The sequence below is a fragment of the Pantoea sp. ICBG 985 genome (assembly GCF_002928365.1).
In the GTDB taxonomy this organism is placed as follows: domain Bacteria; phylum Pseudomonadota; class Gammaproteobacteria; order Enterobacterales; family Enterobacteriaceae; genus Pantoea; species Pantoea dispersa.
In genome coordinates this window covers 827,439-846,781 of record NZ_POWM01000001.1, presented here as the reverse complement: position 1 = coordinate 846,781, position 19,343 = coordinate 827,439, and the positions used below count along the sequence as shown (strand labels likewise).

Below are 19,343 nucleotides of genomic sequence, written 5' to 3'. Positions count from 1 at the left end.
CTTACAGCATGCCGAGCAGTTTCAACACGAAGTAACCGGCCACGGCGATGATCACCGGCAGAATGTACAGCGGAAAAATCTGCAGCAAAATGGTGTGTCGCGGCACATGGATTTTCTCTTCCAGCTGCGCCCGCGTGCGCCCTTCGCTGCCCTTCGCCTGTTCCAGAATCATCTGGTCTTCAATGCCTTCTTTGATATGGCGCGCCTGACGCCACATGCGTGCGCCCGAGGCCTGCAAAGCGATGCCCACGAATATCAGGATATAGATCAGCCAGAAGCCAATATTGGCCCCGCCGTTGAATTCCGGCACCGGCGAATTGTTCCAGAACACATTGAGAAACGGCGTGTTGAACTTAATCATATCCACCATCACATGCACGAAGTCGAGCATCACGGCGTCAATGCCGGGCTGCTTTTCGCTGTGTTTAAACATGAAGCCTAAGATGGAGATAAGGGTGGATAACAGCGCCGGAATAAAAATCACCCAGCCAGCCACTCGCTTGAGGATGGCGATGCGGCCAGCCTGTTGATACGTCATGGTGTCTTCCCTTCACAAACAGTAGTTTTGCCCTAAGTCTACCTGCACTACAGCAAATTTTCCTGAAAAATGCGTAACCTGCCGTAAGTCGGTTTTCGCCGCCGCCCATGTTAAGGTAGGGCAAACTGTCAATGGAGCTGTTGTATGACCTATCGTCGCCCTGTGCTGGCCGCTATTTTTGATATGGATGGCTTACTGATTGATTCTGAACCGCTATGGGATCGCGCCGAGCTGGAGGTGTTTGCCAGCCTGAATGTGGATATTAGCCGCCGCCACGAGCTGCCGGATACGCTCGGCCTGCGCATCGATCAAACCGTGCGCATGTGGTACGAGGCGCTGCCGTGGAACGGACCGGATCAGGCCGAAGTCACTCAGCGCATTATTGCCCGCGCGCTGGCGCTGGTCGAAGAGACGCGGCCGCTGTTGCCTGGCGTAGAGCAGGCGCTGCAGCTGTGTCAGCAACAGGGACTGGCGATTGCGCTGGCCTCGGCGTCTCCGCTGGCGATGCTGGAACGCGTGCTGGAGATGTTCAATCTGCGTCACTACTTTAGCGCCCTCGCCTCGGCTGAAGCGCTGCCTTACAGCAAACCTCATCCGCAGGTGTATCTGGATGCTGCGGCAAAGCTGGGGGTTGATCCGCTCAACTGCGTGGCGCTGGAAGACTCGTTCAACGGCATGATCGCCAGTAAAGCCGTGCGCATGCGTTCCATTGTGGTGCCTGCCGCCGAACATCGCCACGATGCGCGCTGGGCACTGGCCAATGTGCAACTGGAAAACCTGACGCAGTTGCAGGCGGAACATCTGTTTAACTGATCGGTGTGCATCGCGCGTTACGCCTGGCTGAGGTTTCGCCCGATTGCCAGGCGCAAAAGTAAGCCAGACCGTTAATTTCCCGCGCTTTTTTCAGGCGCGGGTCAGCAAAAAATTCACTCTTCGTTACAGCGTCACCGTTCTCATTTACTGGATAAATCCCTATACTGGATGCATCGACAGTTTCTGCAGCCAGGTTCCATCATGACGGCCGAAGGCCATATCATTTTTGCCATCGCCAGTGCGATATTTGCCAAACGCGCCGAACTGACGCCGGTGATGGCCAGTGCCGACTGGTGGCATCTGGTGCCGGCTGCGCTGCTGACCTGCCTGCTGCCGGATATCGATCACCCTAAATCGGTGCTGGGCCAGCGGCTAAAGTGGCTGTCGCAGCCGATAGCCCGCGCTTTTGGCCATCGCGGCTTTACCCATAGCCTGCTGGCGGTGGCGGTCAGCCTGTGGCTGTTTCAGATTAACGTGCCGGCCGACTGGTTCCTGCCAGCGGATGTCCTGCAGGGCATGACGCTCGGCTATCTGAGCCACATTGTCGCCGATATGCTGACGCCCGCCGGCGTGCCGCTGCTGTGGCCGTGCCGCTGGCGCTTTCGCCTGCCTATCCTCAACAGCCAGCAAGGTAATCAACTGGAGCGCGCGCTGTGCCTCGCTCTGGTGGGCTATGCGCTGTGGTTTCCGCCCGGTATGCCGTCGTTTGGCGCTAACGGCTGGCCGGAGCAGCTGTTCAACAATCTGCAGAACGGCATTGGCCGACTGGTGAACGGCAGTATGCGCTGATGTGTTTTTCCTTCTGCCAGCGATTGCTGAAAAAATCGCCTTAAATACCATTTAGTTATAACCCAGACGATTTAGATATATTGTTCCCGCAGGGCCAACTGGTACCATGCCGCGACAGTTACAGAGGATCCCTCTGCTATTTTCGGTTACGCGGCGCGATCGCGTGGCGACCTTCAGGAGTTAACAATGAATATTCCTCTGATCATCAATATCGTGGCATTTGTCGCGCTGCTGATTGCGTTAAACCGCGTCGGCAACCAGAGCTGGAGCCTGTCGAAGCGCGTGCTGACCGGCCTGGTGCTGGGGGTGATCTTTGGCCTGGCACTGCAGGCCATTTATGGCGAAAACAGCCCGGTGGTGAAAGAGTCGATTGGCTGGTTCAACATCGTCGGTAACGGCTATGTTCAGCTGCTGCAGATGATTGTCATGCCACTGGTGTTTGCCTCGATCCTCAGTGCGGTGGCGCGGCTGCATAACGCCTCGTCGCTGGGCAAAATCAGCGTGCTGGCCATCGGCGTGCTGCTGTTTACCACCGCCATTTCCGCACTGGTGGGCGTGCTGGTGACCGGCCTGTTCCACCTCAGCGCCGAGGGACTGGTACAGGGCGCGCAGGAAACCGCGCGTCTGAGCGCCATTCAGAGCAACTACGTTGGTAAAGTCGCGGATCTGAGTACGCCGCAGCTGCTGCTCTCCTTTATCCCGAAAAACCCGTTTGCCGATCTGGCCGGTGCCAATCCAACGTCGATCATCAGCGTAGTGATTTTCGCTGCGTTCCTCGGCGTGGCGGCGCTGCAGCTGCTGAAAGATGACAAAGCCAAAGGCGAGCGCGTGCTGGTGGCGATTGATACCCTGCAATCCTGGGTGATGAAGCTGGTCCGTCTGATCATGAAGCTGACGCCGTACGGCGTGCTGGCGCTGATGACCAAAGTGGTTGCCGGTTCCAACCTGCAGGACATCATCAAGCTGGGCGGCTTTGTGGTGGCCTCGTATCTCGGCCTCGCGATCATGTTTGGCGTTCACGCGCTGCTGCTGTCAATCAACGGTATCAACCCGCTGCGCTTCTTCCGTAAAGTCTGGCCGGTGATTACCTTTGCCTTCACCAGCCGTTCCAGCGCCGCCAGTATTCCGCTGAACGTGGAGACACAGACGCGTCGTCTGGGCGTACCGGAATCCATCGCCAGCTTCTCGGCCTCGTTTGGCGCGACCATCGGCCAGAACGGCTGTGCCGGCCTCTATCCCACCATGCTGGCGGTGATGGTAGCGCCGACCGTGGGCATCAACCCGTTTGACCCGGTATGGATCGCCACGCTGGTCGGTATTGTCACGCTGAGCTCAGCCGGTGTGGCGGGCGTCGGTGGCGGCGCGACTTTTGCCGCGCTGATCGTCCTGCCGGCGATGGGACTGCCGGTCACGCTGGTGGCATTGCTGATCTCCATCGAACCGCTGATTGATATGGGCCGTACCGCGCTCAACGTTAACGGCTCGATGACCGCCGGTTCACTGACCAGCCGCTGGCTGGGTATGACCGACAAAAAAGTGCTGGAGAGCGACGAACACGCGGAACTGGCGCACCGCTAATTAACCCGTTTTCCCGTAACGGCAGGCCGCAAAGCCTGCCGTTTTTTTGCCGTTTTCTGCACTTTTTTCCGCAATCATGGCGCTAACGTCAGGAAAACGTTAAGCATGGTAAACGGAGGCAAAATCGACGGTTTTTTGCTTGAGTTTGCGCGCTGAAAGGCGAATGCTGCGGGGAGTTACCGCAGGAGAACCCTCATGAGAAACGTTATCGCCTCAATGCTGGCGTTAACCCTGATAGCGCCAACCGTAAGTTTTGCTCATCCGTATGGCTGGGGTCCGGGCCCTGGCCCGCACTGGGGTGGTCCGGGACCCCGCTGGGGACATCCCGGACCGCTGCGTTTTCTGCCGGAGGCCGCGACCGCCGTGCTGATTGGCGGACTGACCTACTACCTGCTGAACGGTAGCTACTACCAGCGGCAGGGCGACACCTACGTGGTGGTCCAGCCGCCGGATGGCCCACCGGCCAGCGCCATGCGCGTTCTGGATTACAACGGCAAACGCTATTACGTGCAGGATGGTCACTACTATCAGCGCGAGATCAGCGGCAGCTACATTGAGGTGCCGCGGCCGTATGGGCTGTAAGCGCACAAAGAAAAACGGCCCGTCTGAGACGGGCCGTTTGTTATTCTGCTGCCGTTACTGCGCGGCTTGCGGATCGGTATCGTAATCCTTACAGCTCTGGAAGCCGTAGTTCATGACGCGACCGGTGTCGTTATAGCTCACAAAGTAAGTCTGCTGTTTGCCATCACGCTCACCAATCACGTAGGTCTGGCAGGTACCCCGGGCATGAACCATAGTGATCTCGGTTGACGCCGGTCCGGCAATCTGGCGCACCTGTTCACGCGTCATGCCTTTTTTCACATCCTTCACCACAGGCTTAGTCACGTAGCTTTCCGCACGATCGTAAGTTGTACAACCAGACAGGGCTGCCAGCGTCATAGCGGCAGCGATACATCCCAGCACTTTATTCATCTTGTTGTTCCTCATACTTTGTCCATGTCCCACTAAGCCTGGAACATAATTCCAGATTTATCAACTCAATGGCGGTGCTTTCGGTCAGTTCTGAAGCGTCAGGATTACGTAAAGATGCTGTGTTGCCGTCACCGGCTCCGTATAATCGCGGCGCAAGATACATCTTAAAGCCAAAAATAACACAGAGGATCAATGACACCTGCACACCCTAACCGGCTGGTTTATGCCATCACGCTCGGCCTGCTCGCCGCGCTCGGGCCGCTTTGTATCGATCTCTATCTGCCTGCCCTGCCTGAACTGGCGCGCGACCTCGGTAGCGAAACCGCCACCGCCCAGCTAAGTCTGACCGCCGGTCTGCTGGGGCTGGGCGCCGGACAGCTGCTGTTTGGTCCGATGAGCGATAAGTTTGGCCGCATTCGTCCGCTGCTGCTGTCGCTGGCGCTGCTGTTCATCGCCTCGATTGGCTGTGCGCTTGCAAAGGATATTCACGCTCTGCTGGTGGCGCGCTTGTTTGAAGGGCTGGCCGGTGCCGGCGGCGCGGTGCTGTCGCGTGCCATTGCCCGCGATATGTATAGCGGCCATGAGCTGACGCGCTTTTTTGCCCTGCTGATGCTGGTGAATGGCCTGGCGCCGATTGGTGCGCCGGTGCTGGGCGGTGCGCTGATGACAGTGCTGAACTGGCGCGGCATCTTTGTAGTGCTGGCCGCGATTGCCGTGCTGCTGATTCTGCTGGCGCGCTGGAAGCTGCGCGAAACCCTGCCAGCCGAACGCCGTAGCCAGGGATCGATCTTCTCCGCCTGGGCGGCGCTCGGCCAGGTCATCACCCACCGGCCGTTTATGGGCTTCTGCCTGACGCAGGGCTTCATGATGTCCGGCATGTTTGCTTATATCGGCGCCTCGCCGTTTGTACTGCAGCAGATTTACGGCCTGTCACCGCAGGCGTTCAGCTTGTGCTTTGCGGCGAACGGTATTGGCCTGGTGATTGCTTCCCAGACCAGCGCCCGGCTCTGTCCGCTGTGGGGCGAATATCGCGTGCTGAAGGGCGGCCTGACGCTGGCGTTTGTCGCCTCCAGCTGCCTGCTGCTGGCCGGCGTGAGCGGCGCGCCGCTGCCGCTGGTGCTGGTGGCGCTGTTCTTCACCATCGCCAGTAACGGCGTGATCGCCACCACCGCGTCATCGCTGGCGATGCAGAGCCAGGGCCACCGCGCCGGCAGCGCCTCGGCGGTGATCGGCGTTGCGATGTTCTCGCTCGGCGCGCTCAGCGTACCAATCACCGGCCTTGGCGGCACCTCGGTAATCAGCATGACGGCCACCATCTTTGGCTGCTTTATGCTGGCCATCGTGATGTTCATGCTGCTGGCGCAGAAACCAAAAAGCGCCTGAATTGCCAACAGAAACACCGGACAACAAGCCGTTCGGCTTGTTGTTTTTCTGCGGAGGCGTTAGCTTTAGCACATGATTCGCATTGTGCCGTCAGGCTACCGACTTGAGGAGAGGTTCATGTCACTGCAGCAGGAAATCATTCAGGCCCTGGGTGTTAAACCGGTTATCGACCCGCAGCAGGAGATCCGCGTCAGCGTCGATTTTCTGAAGTCCTATCTGAAAGCCCATCCGTTTATCAAAACCCTGGTGCTCGGCATCAGCGGCGGTCAGGACTCAACGCTGACCGGCAAGCTGGCGCAGACTGCCATTACTGAACTGCGTGAAGAGACCGGCGATCACGACTACAGCTTTATCGCCGTGCGCCTGCCGTATGGCGTGCAGGCTGACGAGCAGGATTGTCAGGATGCGCTGGCATTCATCCAGCCGGATCGCACGCTGGTGGTCAATATCAAAGAAGCGGTACTGGCCAGCGAGCGCGCACTGCAGGAGGCGGGCATTGCCCTGTCGGATTTTGTGCGCGGCAACGAGAAAGCGCGCGAACGCATGAAAGCCCAGTACAGCATTGCCGGTATGACCAAAGGCGTCGTGGTCGGCACCGATCACGCCGCAGAAGCAGTGACCGGCTTCTTTACCAAGTACGGCGACGGCGGCAGCGATATCAACCCGATTTTCCGCCTCAACAAAGGCCAGGGCAAAAAACTGCTGAAAGCGCTCGGCTGCCCGGAACACCTCTATCTCAAGCACCCCACCGCCGATCTGGAGGACGATCGTCCCGGTCTGCAGGATGAAGTCGCGCTGGGCGTGACCTATCAGCAGATTGATGATTTCCTCGAAGGCAAAACCATCGACGCCGACGCGGCGAAAATCATTGAAGGCTGGTACACCAAAACCGAGCATAAACGTCGTCCGCCAATCACCGTGTTCGACGATTTCTGGAAGAAGTAATCCCCTGCGGCTTCCCGCTCCCCCGGCGGGAGGCCTGCCTCTTCACACCCCCGCTGGCGGGAAAAAGCGCACGCTGATATACTGTATGCACAACCAGTAAGCGGAGCGTTCTTTGGTCAGACGAGCAAACCGCCATCGCCTCGAATTTGATGCGGCGGCTATCTATCAATATCCCGAACATCTGCGTCAGTGGCTGGAAGGCTTGCCTAATCAGCCGGGCGTTTACACTTTCCACGGTGATAACGACAACCTGCCGCTGTACATCGGCAAGAGTATCAACCTGCGCAGCCGGGTGATGGCCCATTTTCGCACGGCGGATGAAGCCAGCATGCTGCGCCAGGCGCGACGCGTCAGCTGGATCCCCACCGCCGGGGACGTGGGCGCGCAGCTGCTCGAAGCGCAGATGATCAAAACGCAGCAGCCGCTGTTCAATAAGCGCCTGCGCAAAAACCGCCAGCTGTGCTCGCTGCAGCTGGGCGATGGCGCACCGCAGGTGGTGTACGCGCGCGATCTCGATTTCTCCTCCTCGCCTGACCTGTACGGGTTATTCCGCAGCCGCTTTGCCGCCTTAGAGAAGCTGAAAAGCCTCGCCGATGAGCTGCGCCTGTGTCACGGCCTGCTGGGATTAGAGCGCCTGCAGCCGGGGCGCGGCTGTTTCCGCGCGGCGCTTAAACGCTGTGCCGGTGCCTGCTGCGGGGCGGAACCGCTGGCGGCGCATCAGCAGCGCATGCTGGCAGGGCTGGAGCAGCTGCGCGTGGTGTGCTGGCCGTGGCAGGGCCCGGTGGGTATGGTGGAGCGCGGGACGGAGATGACGCAGATTCACGTCATCGATCACTGGTTCTGGCTGGGATCGGTCAGCAGTGAGCAGGAAGCGCGTCAGCTACAGCGTGCGCGTCACGGCTTCGACCATGACGGTTACAAAATTCTCTGCCGACCGCTGCTGTCCGGCGTTTATCCGCTGATTGAGCTATAACGCAAAACCGCCGACGCTGCCCAAAGCACAGTGTGCCATGGACAACGTCGGCGGTCTCAAACCGGTGAGCTAAACGGCTTATTCGCCATCAGCCGGCGGTGGCGGCATTTTACCGTCGTGCGGGCCTTTTTCTGTCAGACGTTTCTCAAAGTTGGCGTTGTACTGCTTCTTCTGGTCTGGCGTCAGCACGTTATAGATCTTGCTCTGGGTTTCCAGCATCTTCAGCGCATGCTCTTTCGCATTGGCGCTCATTTTGTCTGCCTGCGCTTCTGCTTTGGCACGGTCAAAGGTGTCGGATGCGATGATGCTGTGGTTAGCACGACGCTCTTCCAGCGATGGACGCTTCATGTCTTTATGGCTGTCACGCAGGATGTCGCGAATCTGGGTTTTCTGCGCGTCGGTCAGGTTGAGGTCTTTGAACATCATGTCCATGCCGTGGTGGCGCATCGGCTTGTGCATCGGTTTTTCACTGCCCGCTGGCGGCGGCGTCAGGTTGTCAGCCGCAGCATGGACGATATTGGCGGCACCGAAAGCCATTGCGGTAGCCAGAAACAGGGAGGTCAGTTTACGCATAATATTGTCCTTACTTTTCAGTTTAATGACGACAGCCTGTGTCGCGTCTTCGGAAACAAGCATACGACGCTGAACGTCAACTACTCAGAGGCTGAGTAAAGCCCTGCAAGCATAAAAGACAGTTATCGGGCAATCATGGAGAGATTGCGAAGAAATGCGTGAGGAATTGCAAAAGAGTATGACGATCAAGGGGAAAGCGCAGGAATTAAGGAGGAGTGTAATGGCTTTGTCGGTTTTGCGGAAGGGAAAATGTCGTTAATTTGCGCACGTTCTCTGCTCATCCGTGACCTCTCCCGTTACAGGGAGAGGAGGGATTGCCGGGTAAAGCTTTCGGATTACAACTCCAGCGCCTGGGTCTGCTCACTCTCCTCCACCAGCATCAGCCCGGCGCGCAGGCCCGGTGCCACGTTGGGATTGGGGAACAGCACATATTCACGCGCCTGCTGCACGTAATAGCGCCGCTCACCCTCTTCCGCCAGCAGCGTGCCCTGCGGGAAAGCCGTGAAGTTGAGAGTTTCCGGGCCCATGTGCAGAACAAACTGCTCGCCGTGCCGGGTGATTTGCTGTGCCACGCGATAATGGCGCGGCGTCTCGCGCACCGGCGGCAGCGCCTCACCGTACAGCAGCGCCGCCAGCGCACGCTGCACGCCGCTGAACTGAGTGAGATCGTTCTCGCCAAACGGCAGCGCCTTTCCCAGCTCCAGCGTACAGCTGGCTGCCGCGTAGTGTTCACAGCTGAAGTGGGTGAAGGTGCCACCCGGCGCACGGTGAAACACCAGCGCTTCCAGCTCGGCCGCTGCCAGCCAGTGTAAAAAATCTGCTGGCCACGGCTGGCTGTTGAGCGGCATCACGCCAAAGCGCGTATGCCACGAACCGCGAATCGCGGTGTGCAAATCGAGATGCCAGCGAATTTCGTGATCGAGGCACTCGCACCAGAAGTTCTCCAGCGCCTGCTCCAGCTGGAGCGCGCGCTGCGCCTCCGGCACGTCGGCCACCTGTTGCCAGCGGCCACCGAACAGCCGGTTGATATCATAATGCTGGTAGCGTTTGCCGCTGCGCAGCGCCGCCGGGTTGCCGAGGATCACCAGCAGGCGCACGGCCAGCGGTTTTTCCCCCTGCAGCAGCGGCGTCAGCAACAGATTGAGGATCTCCACCGGGGCGGTCTCGTTGCCGTGAATCCCGGCGGAGAGAACCAGCGCCTGCTGCGTGGGCGTATGCGGTGTCAGGGATAGTATGCCCTCATCATGCCACTGCCAGTGCAGGTGGGCGTTACTGCCCTGCCGCTGCGCGGGCGGCCTGCCTGACAGGGTTTGCTGTAAAAAGTCCTGCATGTTCACTCCTTTCTGACACAGGGGGCAACACATTTGCCCCCGGCGTTAACGCTGAAACGCGTAGACACTGCCTAAGTCTAGCAGCTGTGTCAGCTCGTCCAGCGCGCTTCGCCCTTCGCTCAGCAGCTGCGGATCGGCCAGGTCGGCCTGCGTCAGGCGGTCGCGATAGTGACGATCCACCCAGTCATTCAGACGCGTAAACAGGCGATCGTTCATCAGCACGGCCGGATTGACGGCCTGACGCTCCGCCTCGGTTAACACCACGCGCAGACGCAGGCAGGCCGGTCCGCCGCCGTTGCACATGCTCTCACGCAGATCGAACACCTGCAGCGCGCGAATCGGGCCGCCGCTCTCCACCAGTTCGCTCAAATAGCGCCACACGCCGGGATGCTGGCGCGACTCTTCCGGCAGCACCAGCCGCATGCCGCCGTCCGGATGCTGCAGCAGCTGGCTGTTAAACAGATAGGTGTTCACCGCATCGGCCACTGACACCCGATCGCGCGGCACCACAATCGGCTGGAAGCCCGGCACCTGAGCCGCCAGCTGTTGCAGCAGCTGGGGCTGGTCGACAAACGCCTCTTCGTGGCAGAAAAACACCTGCTGATTGCTGACGGCGATTACATCATTGTGGAACACCCCCTGATCGATCACCGCCGGATTTTGCTGAGCAAACAGCGTGCGCGCGTCATCCAGCTGATGCAATCTTGCCACCGCCGCGCTGGCTTCACGCGTCTGGCGCGCCGGATAGCGCGCCGGTGCGCTGCCTTGCTGCTGGCCGTCGCGGCCGTAGACAAACAGCTGCACGCAGGGCGCGCCATAGTCAGCGCCGAAGCGGTTATGGTTGGCTGCGCCTTCGTCACCAAACAGTGCCACCTGCGGCAGCGCGTCGTGCACGCTGAAGTGGCGGCCATCGCGGAAGATGGCGCGCAGCAGGTCGGCGGTTTCCGGCGCTTCGATCGCCCGGTGGAACTTATTGTTGAGGTTGGCTACGGTAAAATGCACTTTGCCGTCGGCGCTGTCGGCCGATGGCGAAACCGTGGCCGCATTGGCCACCCACATCGCCGACGCCGAACTGGCCGCTGACAGCAGCTGCGGTGCCTGCCGGGCTGCTTTGGCCAGCACCTGCGCATCGCTGCCGCTGAATCCCAGCTGGCGCAGCAGCGGCAGATTAGGCCGCTCGTGCGGAGGGATAACGCCCTGCACATAGCCCATGTCGGCCAGCGCCTTCATTTTCAGCAGCCCCTGTTTAGCCGCCAGCCGCGGATTGGAGGGCTGCAGCTGATTGCGCGTGGAGGCTTCGTTGCCAAACGACAGGCCAGCGTAGTGGTGCGTCAGGCCGACCAGACCATCAAAGTTTGCTTCAAACGCCTTCATGATGTCGCTCCTGAAGCAGCAAAATCGAGCCCTGGCGACAGGCTGCCCGGCAGCGCTAAGCTGCTGCTCTCCAGCGAGGCCATCGGCCAGGCGCAGTAATCCGCCGCGTACCAGGCGCTGGCACGGTGATTACCGGAGGCGCCCACGCCGCCAAACGGTGCCGAACTGGCGGCGCCGGTCAGCGGTTTATTCCAGTTCACGATGCCGGCGCGCGCTTCCAGCAGCAGCTGATCAAACTGGTCACGCTGCGGTGACACCAGCCCGCACGACAATCCGTAGCGCGTGTCGTTGGCGAGGCCAATCGCCTGCGCGTAATGGTCGTAGCGGATGACCTGCAGCAGTGGTCCGAACACCTCTTCGTCAGGCAGTCCGGCGACGCCGGTCATGTCGATGATGCCGGGCGTGATAATGGCGCTGTCGCGATCCGGCCAGCGCATCGCCAGCAACTCCTTGCCACCCAGCGCAATCCGCTGCTGCCAGGCAGCGAAGATCTGCCCGGCGGCGGCGGGCGAAATCACGCTGCCCATAAATGGCTGCGGTTCGGCATCCCACGCTGCCGGTTTGAGGCGCGCACTCACTTCGACCAGGCGCTGCAGGAAGGCATCGCCCGCCGCACCGCGTTTCACCAGCAAACGACGCGCGCAGGTGCAGCGCTGGCCGGCGGTAATGAACGCCGACTGAATAGCGATATGCACCGCGCCATCAATGTCGGCCGGATCTTCCACAATCAGCGCATTGTTGCCGCCCATCTCCAGCGCCAGCATTTTCTCCGGCTGTCCGGCGAACTGGCGATGCAGGTGATAGCCGGTGGCCGCGCTACCGGTAAACAGCAGGCCGTCAATCTGCTCCGCCTGCGCCAGCGCCTGGCCGGTATCACGTCCGCCCTGTAACAGCGCCAGCGTACCCGCCGGCAGGCCCGCTTCCTGCCACAGCTGCACGGTTTTCTCTGCGGTGGCGGGGGTCAGTTCGCTCGGTTTAAACAACACGCAGTTGCCCGCCAGCAGCGCCGGCACGATATGTCCGTTCGGCAGATGGCCGGGGAAGTTATACGGACCGAACACCGCCAGCACGCCGTGCGGCCGGTGGCGCAGTGAACTCTCACCTTCGGCCTGTTCGCCGGTGCGGGTGTGATAAGCCTTAATCGAAATGGCCACTTTATTGATCATCGCCTGCACTTCGGTCAGCGTTTCCCAGCGCGGTTTGCCGGTCTCACGTGCGATGATTGCCGCCAGCTCGGTTTTATCCCGCTCCAGCAGACGGGCAAAATCCTCTACCCGCGCCTGGCGGGCAGCAAACGGCAGGCGTGCCCATGCCGGGAACGCCGCGCGTGCCGCCTCACAGGCCGCCGCCACCTGCGCCGCAGAGGCAGCGTTGCCCTGCCATAAGATCTCGCCGCTCACCGGATTGTGTTTACTCAGCGTCTCCGCGCTGCCCGGCTGCCATTCACCGTTGATAAAATGCGTCATGCGTTATTCTCCTCGCGACCCAGGGTAACCACCCGCAGCGAATCGCCATAGTCGCAGCGCAGCGCGGTGCGCTGCTGCTGATTAATCAGAACCTGACCGGATGCGACATCGACCGGCAGCAGCGCCACGCGGAACTGCTGATAGTCGCAGTTCGCCACCAGACACAGCGGCCAGTGCGCCTCAGCTTCGCCTTCGCTGGCGGTCAGCACTTTGCTCTTGCGGATGGCGCGGATGCGGTCGATCTCACACTCCAGCGTCGGGCCGCCGTCAAAGATGTCGATATAGTTGAGATAGCGGAAACCCTCGGCTTCCAGCACCGCGCGCGCCGGCGCGGTTTTCGGGTGGACTTCACCAATCACCTGCTGTGCCGCTTCCGACAGATAGTGGATATACAGCGGATGCTTGGGCATCAGTTCTGCGATAAAAGCTTTTTGCCCGGTGCCGCTGAGAAAATCGGCCTGGCGAAACTCCATGGAGAAGAAACGGCTGCCCACGCTATCCCAGAATGGAGAATGTCCCTGCTCGTCGCTGACGCCGCGCATCTCCGCTACCACGTGCTTCATGAAGCGCTCGCGGAAATTCGCCATAAACAGAAAGCGCGACTTGGACAGCAGATGGCCATTTTTTCCGTCGCGGTAGTCAGGATCGAGGAACAGCGTGCACAGTTCGCTGCTGCCGGTGTGATCGTTACTCAGCGACAGCGTCGGCAAACTGGCGTAGACGTTCAGCTCTTTCGAGGCGTGCACCTGGGTACCGACGCGGAAGTTGTACCAGGGATCCTGCAAACCTACCGCCACTTCAATGGCGCAGATGCCGACGGCGCGATTGTCACTGCTATCCGCCAGCACAAACACGTAGCCCTGTTCAGCGCGCGGCAGCGCGTCCTGCCAGGTTTGCAGCGAGCGCTCAATGCGCGCCTTCAGCGTCTCGCTGTCAGCGGGCAGCGAGGTCAGACCGCCGCCGGTTTTCCCCGCCAGCGCCAGCAGCTGCGGCAGATCGTCACGTTCGACGGGGCGAATCACCATCATGATGTGGCTCCTTTGAGCACGCGTGCGCAGGCGCGTTCGAAGCGCGCCAGCCCTTCTTTTACTTCACGCTCGCTGATGTTCAGCGCCGGGGCAAAGCGCACCACGCTGGCACCGGCGATCAGTACCATCACGCCCTCTTCCGCCGCCGTCAGGTTGAACTGTTTGGCTTTACCGGCAAAATCGTCATTCAGTACCGCGCCAATCAGCAGCCCCAGGCCACGAATCTCTTTAAACACCGGCAGCCGCTGGTTGATCTCCTGCAGCGCCGTGACAAACCACTGGTGCCGCTCGGCAACGCCAGCCATAAACTCAGGCTGATTGATCAGCTCCAGCACTTTACCGGCCACCGCACCGGCCAGCGGGTTGCCGCCGTAGGTGGTGCCGTGCGTGCCGACGCCCATCACCTGCGCCAGATCTTCACGCGTCAGCATCGCACCGATGGGGAAGCCGCCGCCCAGCGCCTTGGCGGTGCTCAGCACATCAGGCGTGACGCCGTAATGCATATAGGCATACAGCGAGCCGGTACGGCCGACGCCGCTCTGCACTTCATCAAAAATCAGCAGCGCCTGATGGCGGTCGCACAGTTCGCGCAGTCCGCGCAGGAACGCCGGATCGGCCGGTAATACACCGCCCTCGCCCTGAATCGGCTCGACGATGACCGCGCAGGTTTGGTCATTAATTAAGGCTGCCGCCGAGGCCAGATCGTTAAAGGTGGCATGCTGAATGGCTGGCGGTAACGGGGCGAAGTCGCGCGAATAGGCGGGCTGGCCGCCGGCTGAAACGGTGAACAGGGTGCGGCCGTGGAAGGCATTGGTGAAGGCGACGATACCGTTTTTTTCGGCACCGAAACGGTCGTGCGCCACTTTACGCGCCAGCTTCAGCGCGGCCTCGTTGGCTTCCGCCCCGGAGTTACAGAAGAACACGCGGTCAGCAAAGGTGGCATCAATCAGCTGCTTCGCCAGGCGCAGAATCGGTTCGTTGGTGTAGCCGTTGCCGGTGTGCCACAGTTTACCGGCCTGCTCGGTCAGCGCCTGCTGCAGCGCGGGATGCGCATGGCCAAGCGCGTTCACCGCGATGCCACCGGCAAAATCGATGTACTCTTTGCCCTGCTGATCCCACAGCGTAGAACCCTCGGCACGCACCGGCACAAAAGCCGCAGGGGCATAAACCGGCATCATCCATTGATCGAAATCGTGACGTGAAACCTGCAGTGACATAGCCATTTCTCCTGCCTCACTTCGGGTGAAGCTTTTGTTTTAAAATTGTTAAAATTTGCTGAGTTGCAGCTCGACTATAGAGTGCAGTTAACGTGCCAGCCAGAGGAAAAAATGCATAAATCAGGTTCAGCAACGAAATATCAATAAGTTACACCCTTTCGCTATGCACATTTAATGCATAAAAAGTGAATAACCATCCGATGACAGCGGCACCGTAGTAATTTGTTTAGCGGATTTATGCATTCGCAAAATGAAATATTGCTTTTGTGATCGCACAGCAGATATTTCGCCAAAATGAGGCGTCTGTTGCGCCATTTTGGGGCGCACTGCGCTTAGCGGGTGCAAGTGACAGCCCGGTTCAGGCATCGGCGTGGTGCATGTCGGCCGCTTATTAGTAACAACTGATTAACTTATTTTGGCTACCCTGTGCCAGGCTGGCCGGTAATTAAACGTATTAAAGATCGGGATATTATTTAGCCTGAAATAAACCGACACAGCGCGTCAATGCGGATAATTTACGGGGTGACTATCAGCCTGCTTTGATTCATAAGCATTGAACTTTAAGGCATAGGCTTGTGCTATTTAAGGCAATAAAACGCTATTTTTATTAAGTCATACCATTCTTAATTTAATCATTACTTATCAATAAGATAAATATTAATCGTCGATTAAATGCTCACTTAATCATGATAAGTAAAAGCGATTTCCATTTCCGAATAATGGAATTGCCGTATGAAAATCGCACAAATAGCCAATAAGAAATTATTTGTTACAACTATTGCACTACTGATCTTTATCCTTTTGTGTCATTTTCTTGTCACCCCACCAGGGGCTTAAAAAATTAAAAAATAACACAGGGTAAAAATATAAATGATGAAGCGCACTTTACTGGCAGCGGTCATGCCATTGCTGCTGGGATTTTCTGTGGCTCAGGCCGCTGAAATCTATAATAAGGATGGTAACAAGCTGGATCTGGTCGGCAAAATCAACGTGTCGCACCTGTTCTCCGATGACACCACCAATGATGGTGATACCTCATCGTATGTCCGTATCGGTTTTAAGGGCGAAACCAAAATTACCGATCAGCTGACCGGCTACGGTTTCTGGCAATCGCAGTTCAGCCTGCGTAACACGGAAGGTGCCGATGCGCAGGCCGGTAACAAAACCCGCCTCGGCTATGCGGGTCTGAAGTTCGCGCAGTTTGGTTCGATCGACTATGGCCGTAACTATGGTCTGATTTATGACGTGCTGGGCTATACCGATATGCTGCCTTTCTTCGGCGGTGATTCCGGTTATGTCGATGCTTTCCTGTCCGGTCGCTCCACCGGCGTGCTGACCTGGCGTAACAAAGATTTCTTCGGTCTGGTTAAAGGCTGGAACGTCGCAGCGCAGTACGAAGGGAAAAACGAGCGCAGCGACAGCGCGGCAACGCCAAACCTGGCGGTACGCCGCTCCAACGGTGATGGTTTCGCCCTTTCCACCTCGTATGACACCGACTTTGGCCTGAGCGCGGTTGCCGCCTATGCCAGCCTCAATCGCGTCAGCGCGCAAAACCTTGCCACCTACGGCAGAGGTGAGAAAGCCGAACACTGGGAAACCGGGGTGAAATATGATGCTAACCAGCTCTATCTGGCGACCATCTACGGCGAATCCCACAACGCCACGCCAATCGGTAACAGCGGGTTCGCCAACAAAGCGGTGAACTTTGAAGCTGTGGCGCAGTATCAGTTCCTGAACGGTTTCCGTCCGTCGCTGGGCTACGTGAGCTCAAAGGGCAAAAATATTGAAAACGTCGGCGACGCCTGGCTGTTCAAATACGCGTCCGTCGGTGCCACCTACTACTTCAACAAGAACATGTCGGTCTACAGCGAATACCGCATCAACCTGCTGAAAGATGACAACGCGCTGCGCCTGAAAACCGACGATATTACCGCGGTAGGTCTGGTGTACCAGTTCTGATGGTGATTTACCCTCATGGCATCCCGGCAAGTGTCGGCTGAGGATGCAGCAAAGGGCAGCTCCGGCTGCCCTTTTTCTTTGGTGCCGCGCTGATTATGGCGCCAGCAGGTCGAAGCGGTTTTCGCCCCCCTGCTCCAGCATCACCGGCGGCTGCACCTGCAGCGTAATCCAGTTGGAAGTCACGCGATTTTGCTTGCTGTCCTCCAGCGTCACCGACAGGCGATAACTGTTGTTCGCCTCAGGCGACGCATCCCACGCGGGCATAATAATACTCCAGCCCTGCGGGTCGTTGGGATCGGCACCCGGCGTCAGGCTCAGCGCCTGCGTATCGCCCTGCCAGCTGACTTTACTGATTGGATGAGCACTGCGGATCTGCAGTTTCAGTGGCAAACTCTCGCCCGCATTGAGCTGCCACGGCGGCGTGGCGAGGAATACCGACAGGGTTTTACGCTGGCGGAACTCCAGCACCGGCGTATTGCTGCGCGTGACCAAATCATAGCGGCTACCGCGCAGCGAACGCGCGGCGGCGACGTTATCCGGATTGAGCTGCTGACTGAGCGCCACGCCAAAGCGGTAGTTGAGACGTAAGCCGAGCTGATCCTGGCTCTCGCCTTCATTACTGGTTTTGTGGCTGGCCGATACGGTAACCAGCGGCACTGGCGTGTAGGAGACGCCCAGCGTCAGCGCTGAAGGATTGTGGTAGCTGTTGCCGGAATTAAACAGATCGACATTGTTGCCGAGATACTGCTGCCAGCTGACCGACACGCCCAGCTGGCGGTAAAACGGCAGATAGCCCTGAGTGGTGACATCATACCCGCGCGCCAGCCGCTGCTGCTGGAACGGGTTGCGATTGCGCCAGCCGGACAGCGGCGTGTAGTAGTTGGCGGATAAGCGCAGGTAGTCGCTCCAGGCCTCGGTGCCCAGCGAAGCGCGCTGCAAGCCGCTGTCGAACAGCCGATCAACGAAGCCGTTATAGCCCAGCAGCCAGCTGCCGGCCACCCAGCGCTGTCCCAGCCCGGCATTGCCCACCAGCCCGTAATCGGTCTGGTGCACGCCCAGCTGGCTGAACGTGAGGTAATTGTAGCGATCGGCCCATGGCGTCAGCAGCGAAGCCCCGCTGCCGCTGAAGTTACCTTCCATATCGACGTTGAGATCGATCTGTGCCTGGCCATAAGGCGACAGCAGCGACTGCCCTTCATCCGCCACCCGGGTGGCAACCTCATCACGAAAATGGTTAAACGCCCAGATACCGGCCTGCTGACCCAGCGTGGTATCGCTGTCGCTGTTCTGGCTGGCCTCGCCGATGCTTTTGGCAATGCCCGCCAGCTTTTTACTGAACGCCGACGTATCGTCCTGATAGCCCAGCGCCGGTAATTCATCAGCAATTTTCTGGAAACGTGCCGGATCGGCAAACGGTGTGGCGGAGACGTCGCTGTTACCGGTGAAGGCCTGCGCAGGCGCAACGGCCGCCAGTACAGGGGCCCCTAAAGTTACAGCAGCGAAAATTTTGCGGGTCAGAACCAATGGCAGCATAGCAAAAGAGTAGTCGTTTCAGTTTAGAATTTGAAGTGGCTCACAAAACTGTACGAGGTTACCTTAACATATCCTTGCGCCAACGTAGGACTTGTCTTGCTATGTTTCAGATTTTACGCCACCTAAGGGCATACAGGGCGATCAGACGGGAAAACACGTCGTGCGGTCCCCTCTCCCGGGCGGGAGAGGGTTCGGATGCGGGTTGAACACCCGATCAGCATTAAAAACCTAAACTGTCCAGCAGGTCGTCAACCTGGTCCTGGCTGGAAACCACACCTGGCGCGTTAGCATGGATCTGCGGACCGTTCAGCAGGCTGTTGCCCTCTTTACGTGCCGCCGCATTGGCTTCCGGCATGTTCTCCAGCAGTACCATCAGCAGCTGGCGTTCGATCTCCTGGATCACATCCATCATGCGCTTGATTACCTGACCGGTCAGGTCCTGGAAATCCTGCGCCATCATGATTTCCAGCAGCTGCTTGTTGGTGTACGCCGTGTGAGACGGAACGTCGTCAAGGAACTGGCGCGTATCCGAAACCAACTCGCGTGCATCCGCCAGCTCGATCGGGTTTTCAAACCAGGCATCCCAGCGGCCTTTCAGCTGGGTGGCGCCGGCTTCCATCTGGTCCTGGTGTGGCTGCGCCGCTTCCACACAGTTCAGCGCACGTTCCGCTGCCTGTGCGGTCATCTGCACCACATAATCCAGACGGTCACGCGCGTCCGGAATCGCTTCTGCCGCTTCGGCAATGGCCTGATCCAGCCCCAGTTCGCGCAGGCTGTCACGCAGCATACGTGTCAGAGAGCCAATCCGGGCAATAATCTCGTGTGCCGAAGCTTCTTCAGTTGGTTTCGGAAGGTCGCTCATCACATCTCC

18 protein-coding genes are annotated in these 19,343 nt (G+C 58.9%); 8 read left to right on the top strand and 10 right to left on the bottom strand.

The window, feature by feature from the left end; genetic code table 11:
* Position 1: 1 nt before the first annotated feature.
* A complete protein-coding gene (locus C1Y42_RS04175; protein WP_021506254.1) occupies positions 2–538 on the bottom strand; it encodes a YniB family protein in 537 nt (178 codons plus the stop codon).
* A 144-nt stretch (positions 539–682) separates the two neighbouring features.
* Between C1Y42_RS04175 and hxpB the strand changes: the two genes are divergently transcribed.
* From hxpB to C1Y42_RS04155, 4 genes are all read left to right on the top strand, one after another.
* Positions 683–1,351, top strand: coding sequence for a hexitol phosphatase HxpB (hxpB, locus tag C1Y42_RS04170; protein ID WP_104092865.1), 669 nt, complete (start codon positions 683–685; stop codon positions 1,349–1,351).
* A 201-nt stretch (positions 1,352–1,552) separates the two neighbouring features.
* Positions 1,553–2,140, top strand: a complete 588-nt coding sequence (locus C1Y42_RS04165) for a metal-dependent hydrolase (RefSeq protein WP_104093019.1) — start codon at positions 1,553–1,555, stop codon at positions 2,138–2,140.
* A gap of 186 nt (positions 2,141–2,326) precedes the next feature.
* Positions 2,327–3,718, top strand: coding sequence for an L-cystine transporter (locus C1Y42_RS04160; RefSeq protein WP_104092864.1), 1,392 nt, complete (start codon positions 2,327–2,329; stop codon positions 3,716–3,718).
* A gap of 195 nt (positions 3,719–3,913) precedes the next feature.
* On the top strand, positions 3,914–4,300 hold the full coding sequence (locus C1Y42_RS04155; RefSeq protein WP_031279187.1) for a DUF6515 family protein: 387 nt from the start codon (positions 3,914–3,916) through the stop codon (positions 4,298–4,300).
* 54 nt (positions 4,301–4,354) lie between these two features.
* Here C1Y42_RS04155 and osmE read toward each other — a convergent pair whose 3' ends face one another.
* Positions 4,355–4,690: an osmotically-inducible lipoprotein OsmE gene (osmE, locus tag C1Y42_RS04150; protein ID WP_021506259.1), complete on the bottom strand. Its 336-nt coding sequence runs from the start codon at positions 4,688–4,690 to the stop codon at positions 4,355–4,357.
* Between the two features lie 192 nt (positions 4,691–4,882).
* Here osmE and C1Y42_RS04145 point away from each other — a divergent pair, with 192 nt between their 5' ends.
* From C1Y42_RS04145 to cho, 3 genes are all read left to right on the top strand, one after another.
* The gene (locus C1Y42_RS04145; RefSeq protein WP_104092863.1) at positions 4,883–6,073 is read left to right on the top strand and encodes a multidrug effflux MFS transporter; all 1,191 of its coding nucleotides are present in this window, start codon (positions 4,883–4,885) and stop codon (positions 6,071–6,073) included.
* A gap of 117 nt (positions 6,074–6,190) precedes the next feature.
* A complete protein-coding gene (gene nadE, locus C1Y42_RS04140) occupies positions 6,191–7,018 on the top strand; it encodes an ammonia-dependent NAD(+) synthetase (RefSeq protein ID WP_104092862.1) in 828 nt (275 codons plus the stop codon).
* 112 nt (positions 7,019–7,130) lie between these two features.
* Entirely contained in the window at positions 7,131–7,991 is an 861-nt protein-coding gene (gene cho, locus C1Y42_RS04135) for an excinuclease Cho (protein ID WP_104092861.1), read from the top strand.
* A 78-nt stretch (positions 7,992–8,069) separates the two neighbouring features.
* Here cho and spy read toward each other — a convergent pair whose 3' ends face one another.
* From spy to C1Y42_RS04105, 6 genes are all read right to left on the bottom strand, one after another.
* Positions 8,070–8,564: an ATP-independent periplasmic protein-refolding chaperone Spy gene (gene spy / locus C1Y42_RS04130; RefSeq protein WP_104092860.1), complete on the bottom strand. Its 495-nt coding sequence runs from the start codon at positions 8,562–8,564 to the stop codon at positions 8,070–8,072.
* A 335-nt stretch (positions 8,565–8,899) separates the two neighbouring features.
* Positions 8,900–9,895, bottom strand: coding sequence for a succinylglutamate desuccinylase (astE, locus tag C1Y42_RS04125; RefSeq protein ID WP_058757667.1), 996 nt, complete (start codon positions 9,893–9,895; stop codon positions 8,900–8,902).
* 45 nt (positions 9,896–9,940) lie between these two features.
* Positions 9,941–11,269 carry an N-succinylarginine dihydrolase gene (astB, locus tag C1Y42_RS04120; RefSeq protein WP_104092859.1) on the bottom strand — a complete coding sequence of 443 codons (1,329 nt, stop codon included), beginning with the start codon at positions 11,267–11,269 and terminating at the stop codon, positions 9,941–9,943.
* A complete protein-coding gene (astD, locus tag C1Y42_RS04115) occupies positions 11,266–12,735 on the bottom strand; it encodes a succinylglutamate-semialdehyde dehydrogenase (protein ID WP_104092858.1) in 1,470 nt (489 codons plus the stop codon). Before astD ends, astB begins: the two co-directional genes overlap by 4 nt.
* Positions 12,732–13,763, bottom strand: coding sequence for an arginine N-succinyltransferase (gene astA / locus C1Y42_RS04110; protein ID WP_021506267.1), 1,032 nt, complete (start codon positions 13,761–13,763; stop codon positions 12,732–12,734). The genes astD and astA overlap by 4 nt, the downstream gene beginning before the upstream one ends.
* A complete protein-coding gene (locus C1Y42_RS04105; protein ID WP_058757664.1) occupies positions 13,760–14,980 on the bottom strand; it encodes an aspartate aminotransferase family protein in 1,221 nt (406 codons plus the stop codon). Before C1Y42_RS04105 ends, astA begins: the two co-directional genes overlap by 4 nt.
* 870 nt (positions 14,981–15,850) lie before the next feature.
* Between C1Y42_RS04105 and C1Y42_RS04100 the strand changes: the two genes are divergently transcribed.
* Entirely contained in the window at positions 15,851–16,939 is a 1,089-nt protein-coding gene (locus C1Y42_RS04100) for a porin (protein WP_031279188.1), read from the top strand.
* A 93-nt stretch (positions 16,940–17,032) separates the two neighbouring features.
* On the opposite strand, the gene C1Y42_RS04095 is transcribed toward C1Y42_RS04100, so the two are convergent.
* Positions 17,033–18,472, bottom strand: coding sequence for a YchO/YchP family invasin (locus C1Y42_RS04095; protein WP_104092857.1), 1,440 nt, complete (start codon positions 18,470–18,472; stop codon positions 17,033–17,035).
* 220 nt (positions 18,473–18,692) lie between these two features.
* Positions 18,693–19,334 carry a protein phosphatase CheZ gene (gene cheZ, locus C1Y42_RS04090; protein WP_058757663.1) on the bottom strand — a complete coding sequence of 214 codons (642 nt, stop codon included), beginning with the start codon at positions 19,332–19,334 and terminating at the stop codon, positions 18,693–18,695.
* Between the last annotated feature and the right edge of the window lie 9 nt (positions 19,335–19,343).

What these genes read in the sequence shown, in the direction of transcription:
- hxpB (WP_104092865.1), top strand. Translation starts at nt 683, where the DNA reads ATGACCTATCGTCGCCCTGTGCTGGCCGCTATTTTTGATATGGATGGC.
- C1Y42_RS04175 (WP_021506254.1), bottom strand. Translation starts at nt 538, where the DNA reads ATGACGTATCAACAGGCTGGCCGCATCGCCATCCTCAAGCGAGTGGCT.
- cheZ (WP_058757663.1), bottom strand. Translation starts at nt 19,334, where the DNA reads ATGAGCGACCTTCCGAAACCAACTGAAGAAGCTTCGGCACACGAGATT.
- C1Y42_RS04095 (WP_104092857.1), bottom strand. Translation starts at nt 18,472, where the DNA reads ATGCTGCCATTGGTTCTGACCCGCAAAATTTTCGCTGCTGTAACTTTA.
- C1Y42_RS04105 (WP_058757664.1), bottom strand. Translation starts at nt 14,980, where the DNA reads ATGTCACTGCAGGTTTCACGTCACGATTTCGATCAATGGATGATGCCG.
- astE (WP_058757667.1), bottom strand. Translation starts at nt 9,895, where the DNA reads ATGCAGGACTTTTTACAGCAAACCCTGTCAGGCAGGCCGCCCGCGCAG.
- osmE (WP_021506259.1), bottom strand. Translation starts at nt 4,690, where the DNA reads ATGAATAAAGTGCTGGGATGTATCGCTGCCGCTATGACGCTGGCAGCC.
- C1Y42_RS04155 (WP_031279187.1), top strand. Translation starts at nt 3,914, where the DNA reads ATGAGAAACGTTATCGCCTCAATGCTGGCGTTAACCCTGATAGCGCCA.
- C1Y42_RS04160 (WP_104092864.1), top strand. Translation starts at nt 2,327, where the DNA reads ATGAATATTCCTCTGATCATCAATATCGTGGCATTTGTCGCGCTGCTG.
- C1Y42_RS04100 (WP_031279188.1), top strand. Translation starts at nt 15,851, where the DNA reads ATGATGAAGCGCACTTTACTGGCAGCGGTCATGCCATTGCTGCTGGGA.
- nadE (WP_104092862.1), top strand. Translation starts at nt 6,191, where the DNA reads ATGTCACTGCAGCAGGAAATCATTCAGGCCCTGGGTGTTAAACCGGTT.
- astD (WP_104092858.1), bottom strand. Translation starts at nt 12,735, where the DNA reads ATGACGCATTTTATCAACGGTGAATGGCAGCCGGGCAGCGCGGAGACG.
- astB (WP_104092859.1), bottom strand. Translation starts at nt 11,269, where the DNA reads ATGAAGGCGTTTGAAGCAAACTTTGATGGTCTGGTCGGCCTGACGCAC.
- C1Y42_RS04165 (WP_104093019.1), top strand. Translation starts at nt 1,553, where the DNA reads ATGACGGCCGAAGGCCATATCATTTTTGCCATCGCCAGTGCGATATTT.
- spy (WP_104092860.1), bottom strand. Translation starts at nt 8,564, where the DNA reads ATGCGTAAACTGACCTCCCTGTTTCTGGCTACCGCAATGGCTTTCGGT.
- astA (WP_021506267.1), bottom strand. Translation starts at nt 13,763, where the DNA reads ATGATGGTGATTCGCCCCGTCGAACGTGACGATCTGCCGCAGCTGCTG.
- C1Y42_RS04145 (WP_104092863.1), top strand. Translation starts at nt 4,883, where the DNA reads ATGACACCTGCACACCCTAACCGGCTGGTTTATGCCATCACGCTCGGC.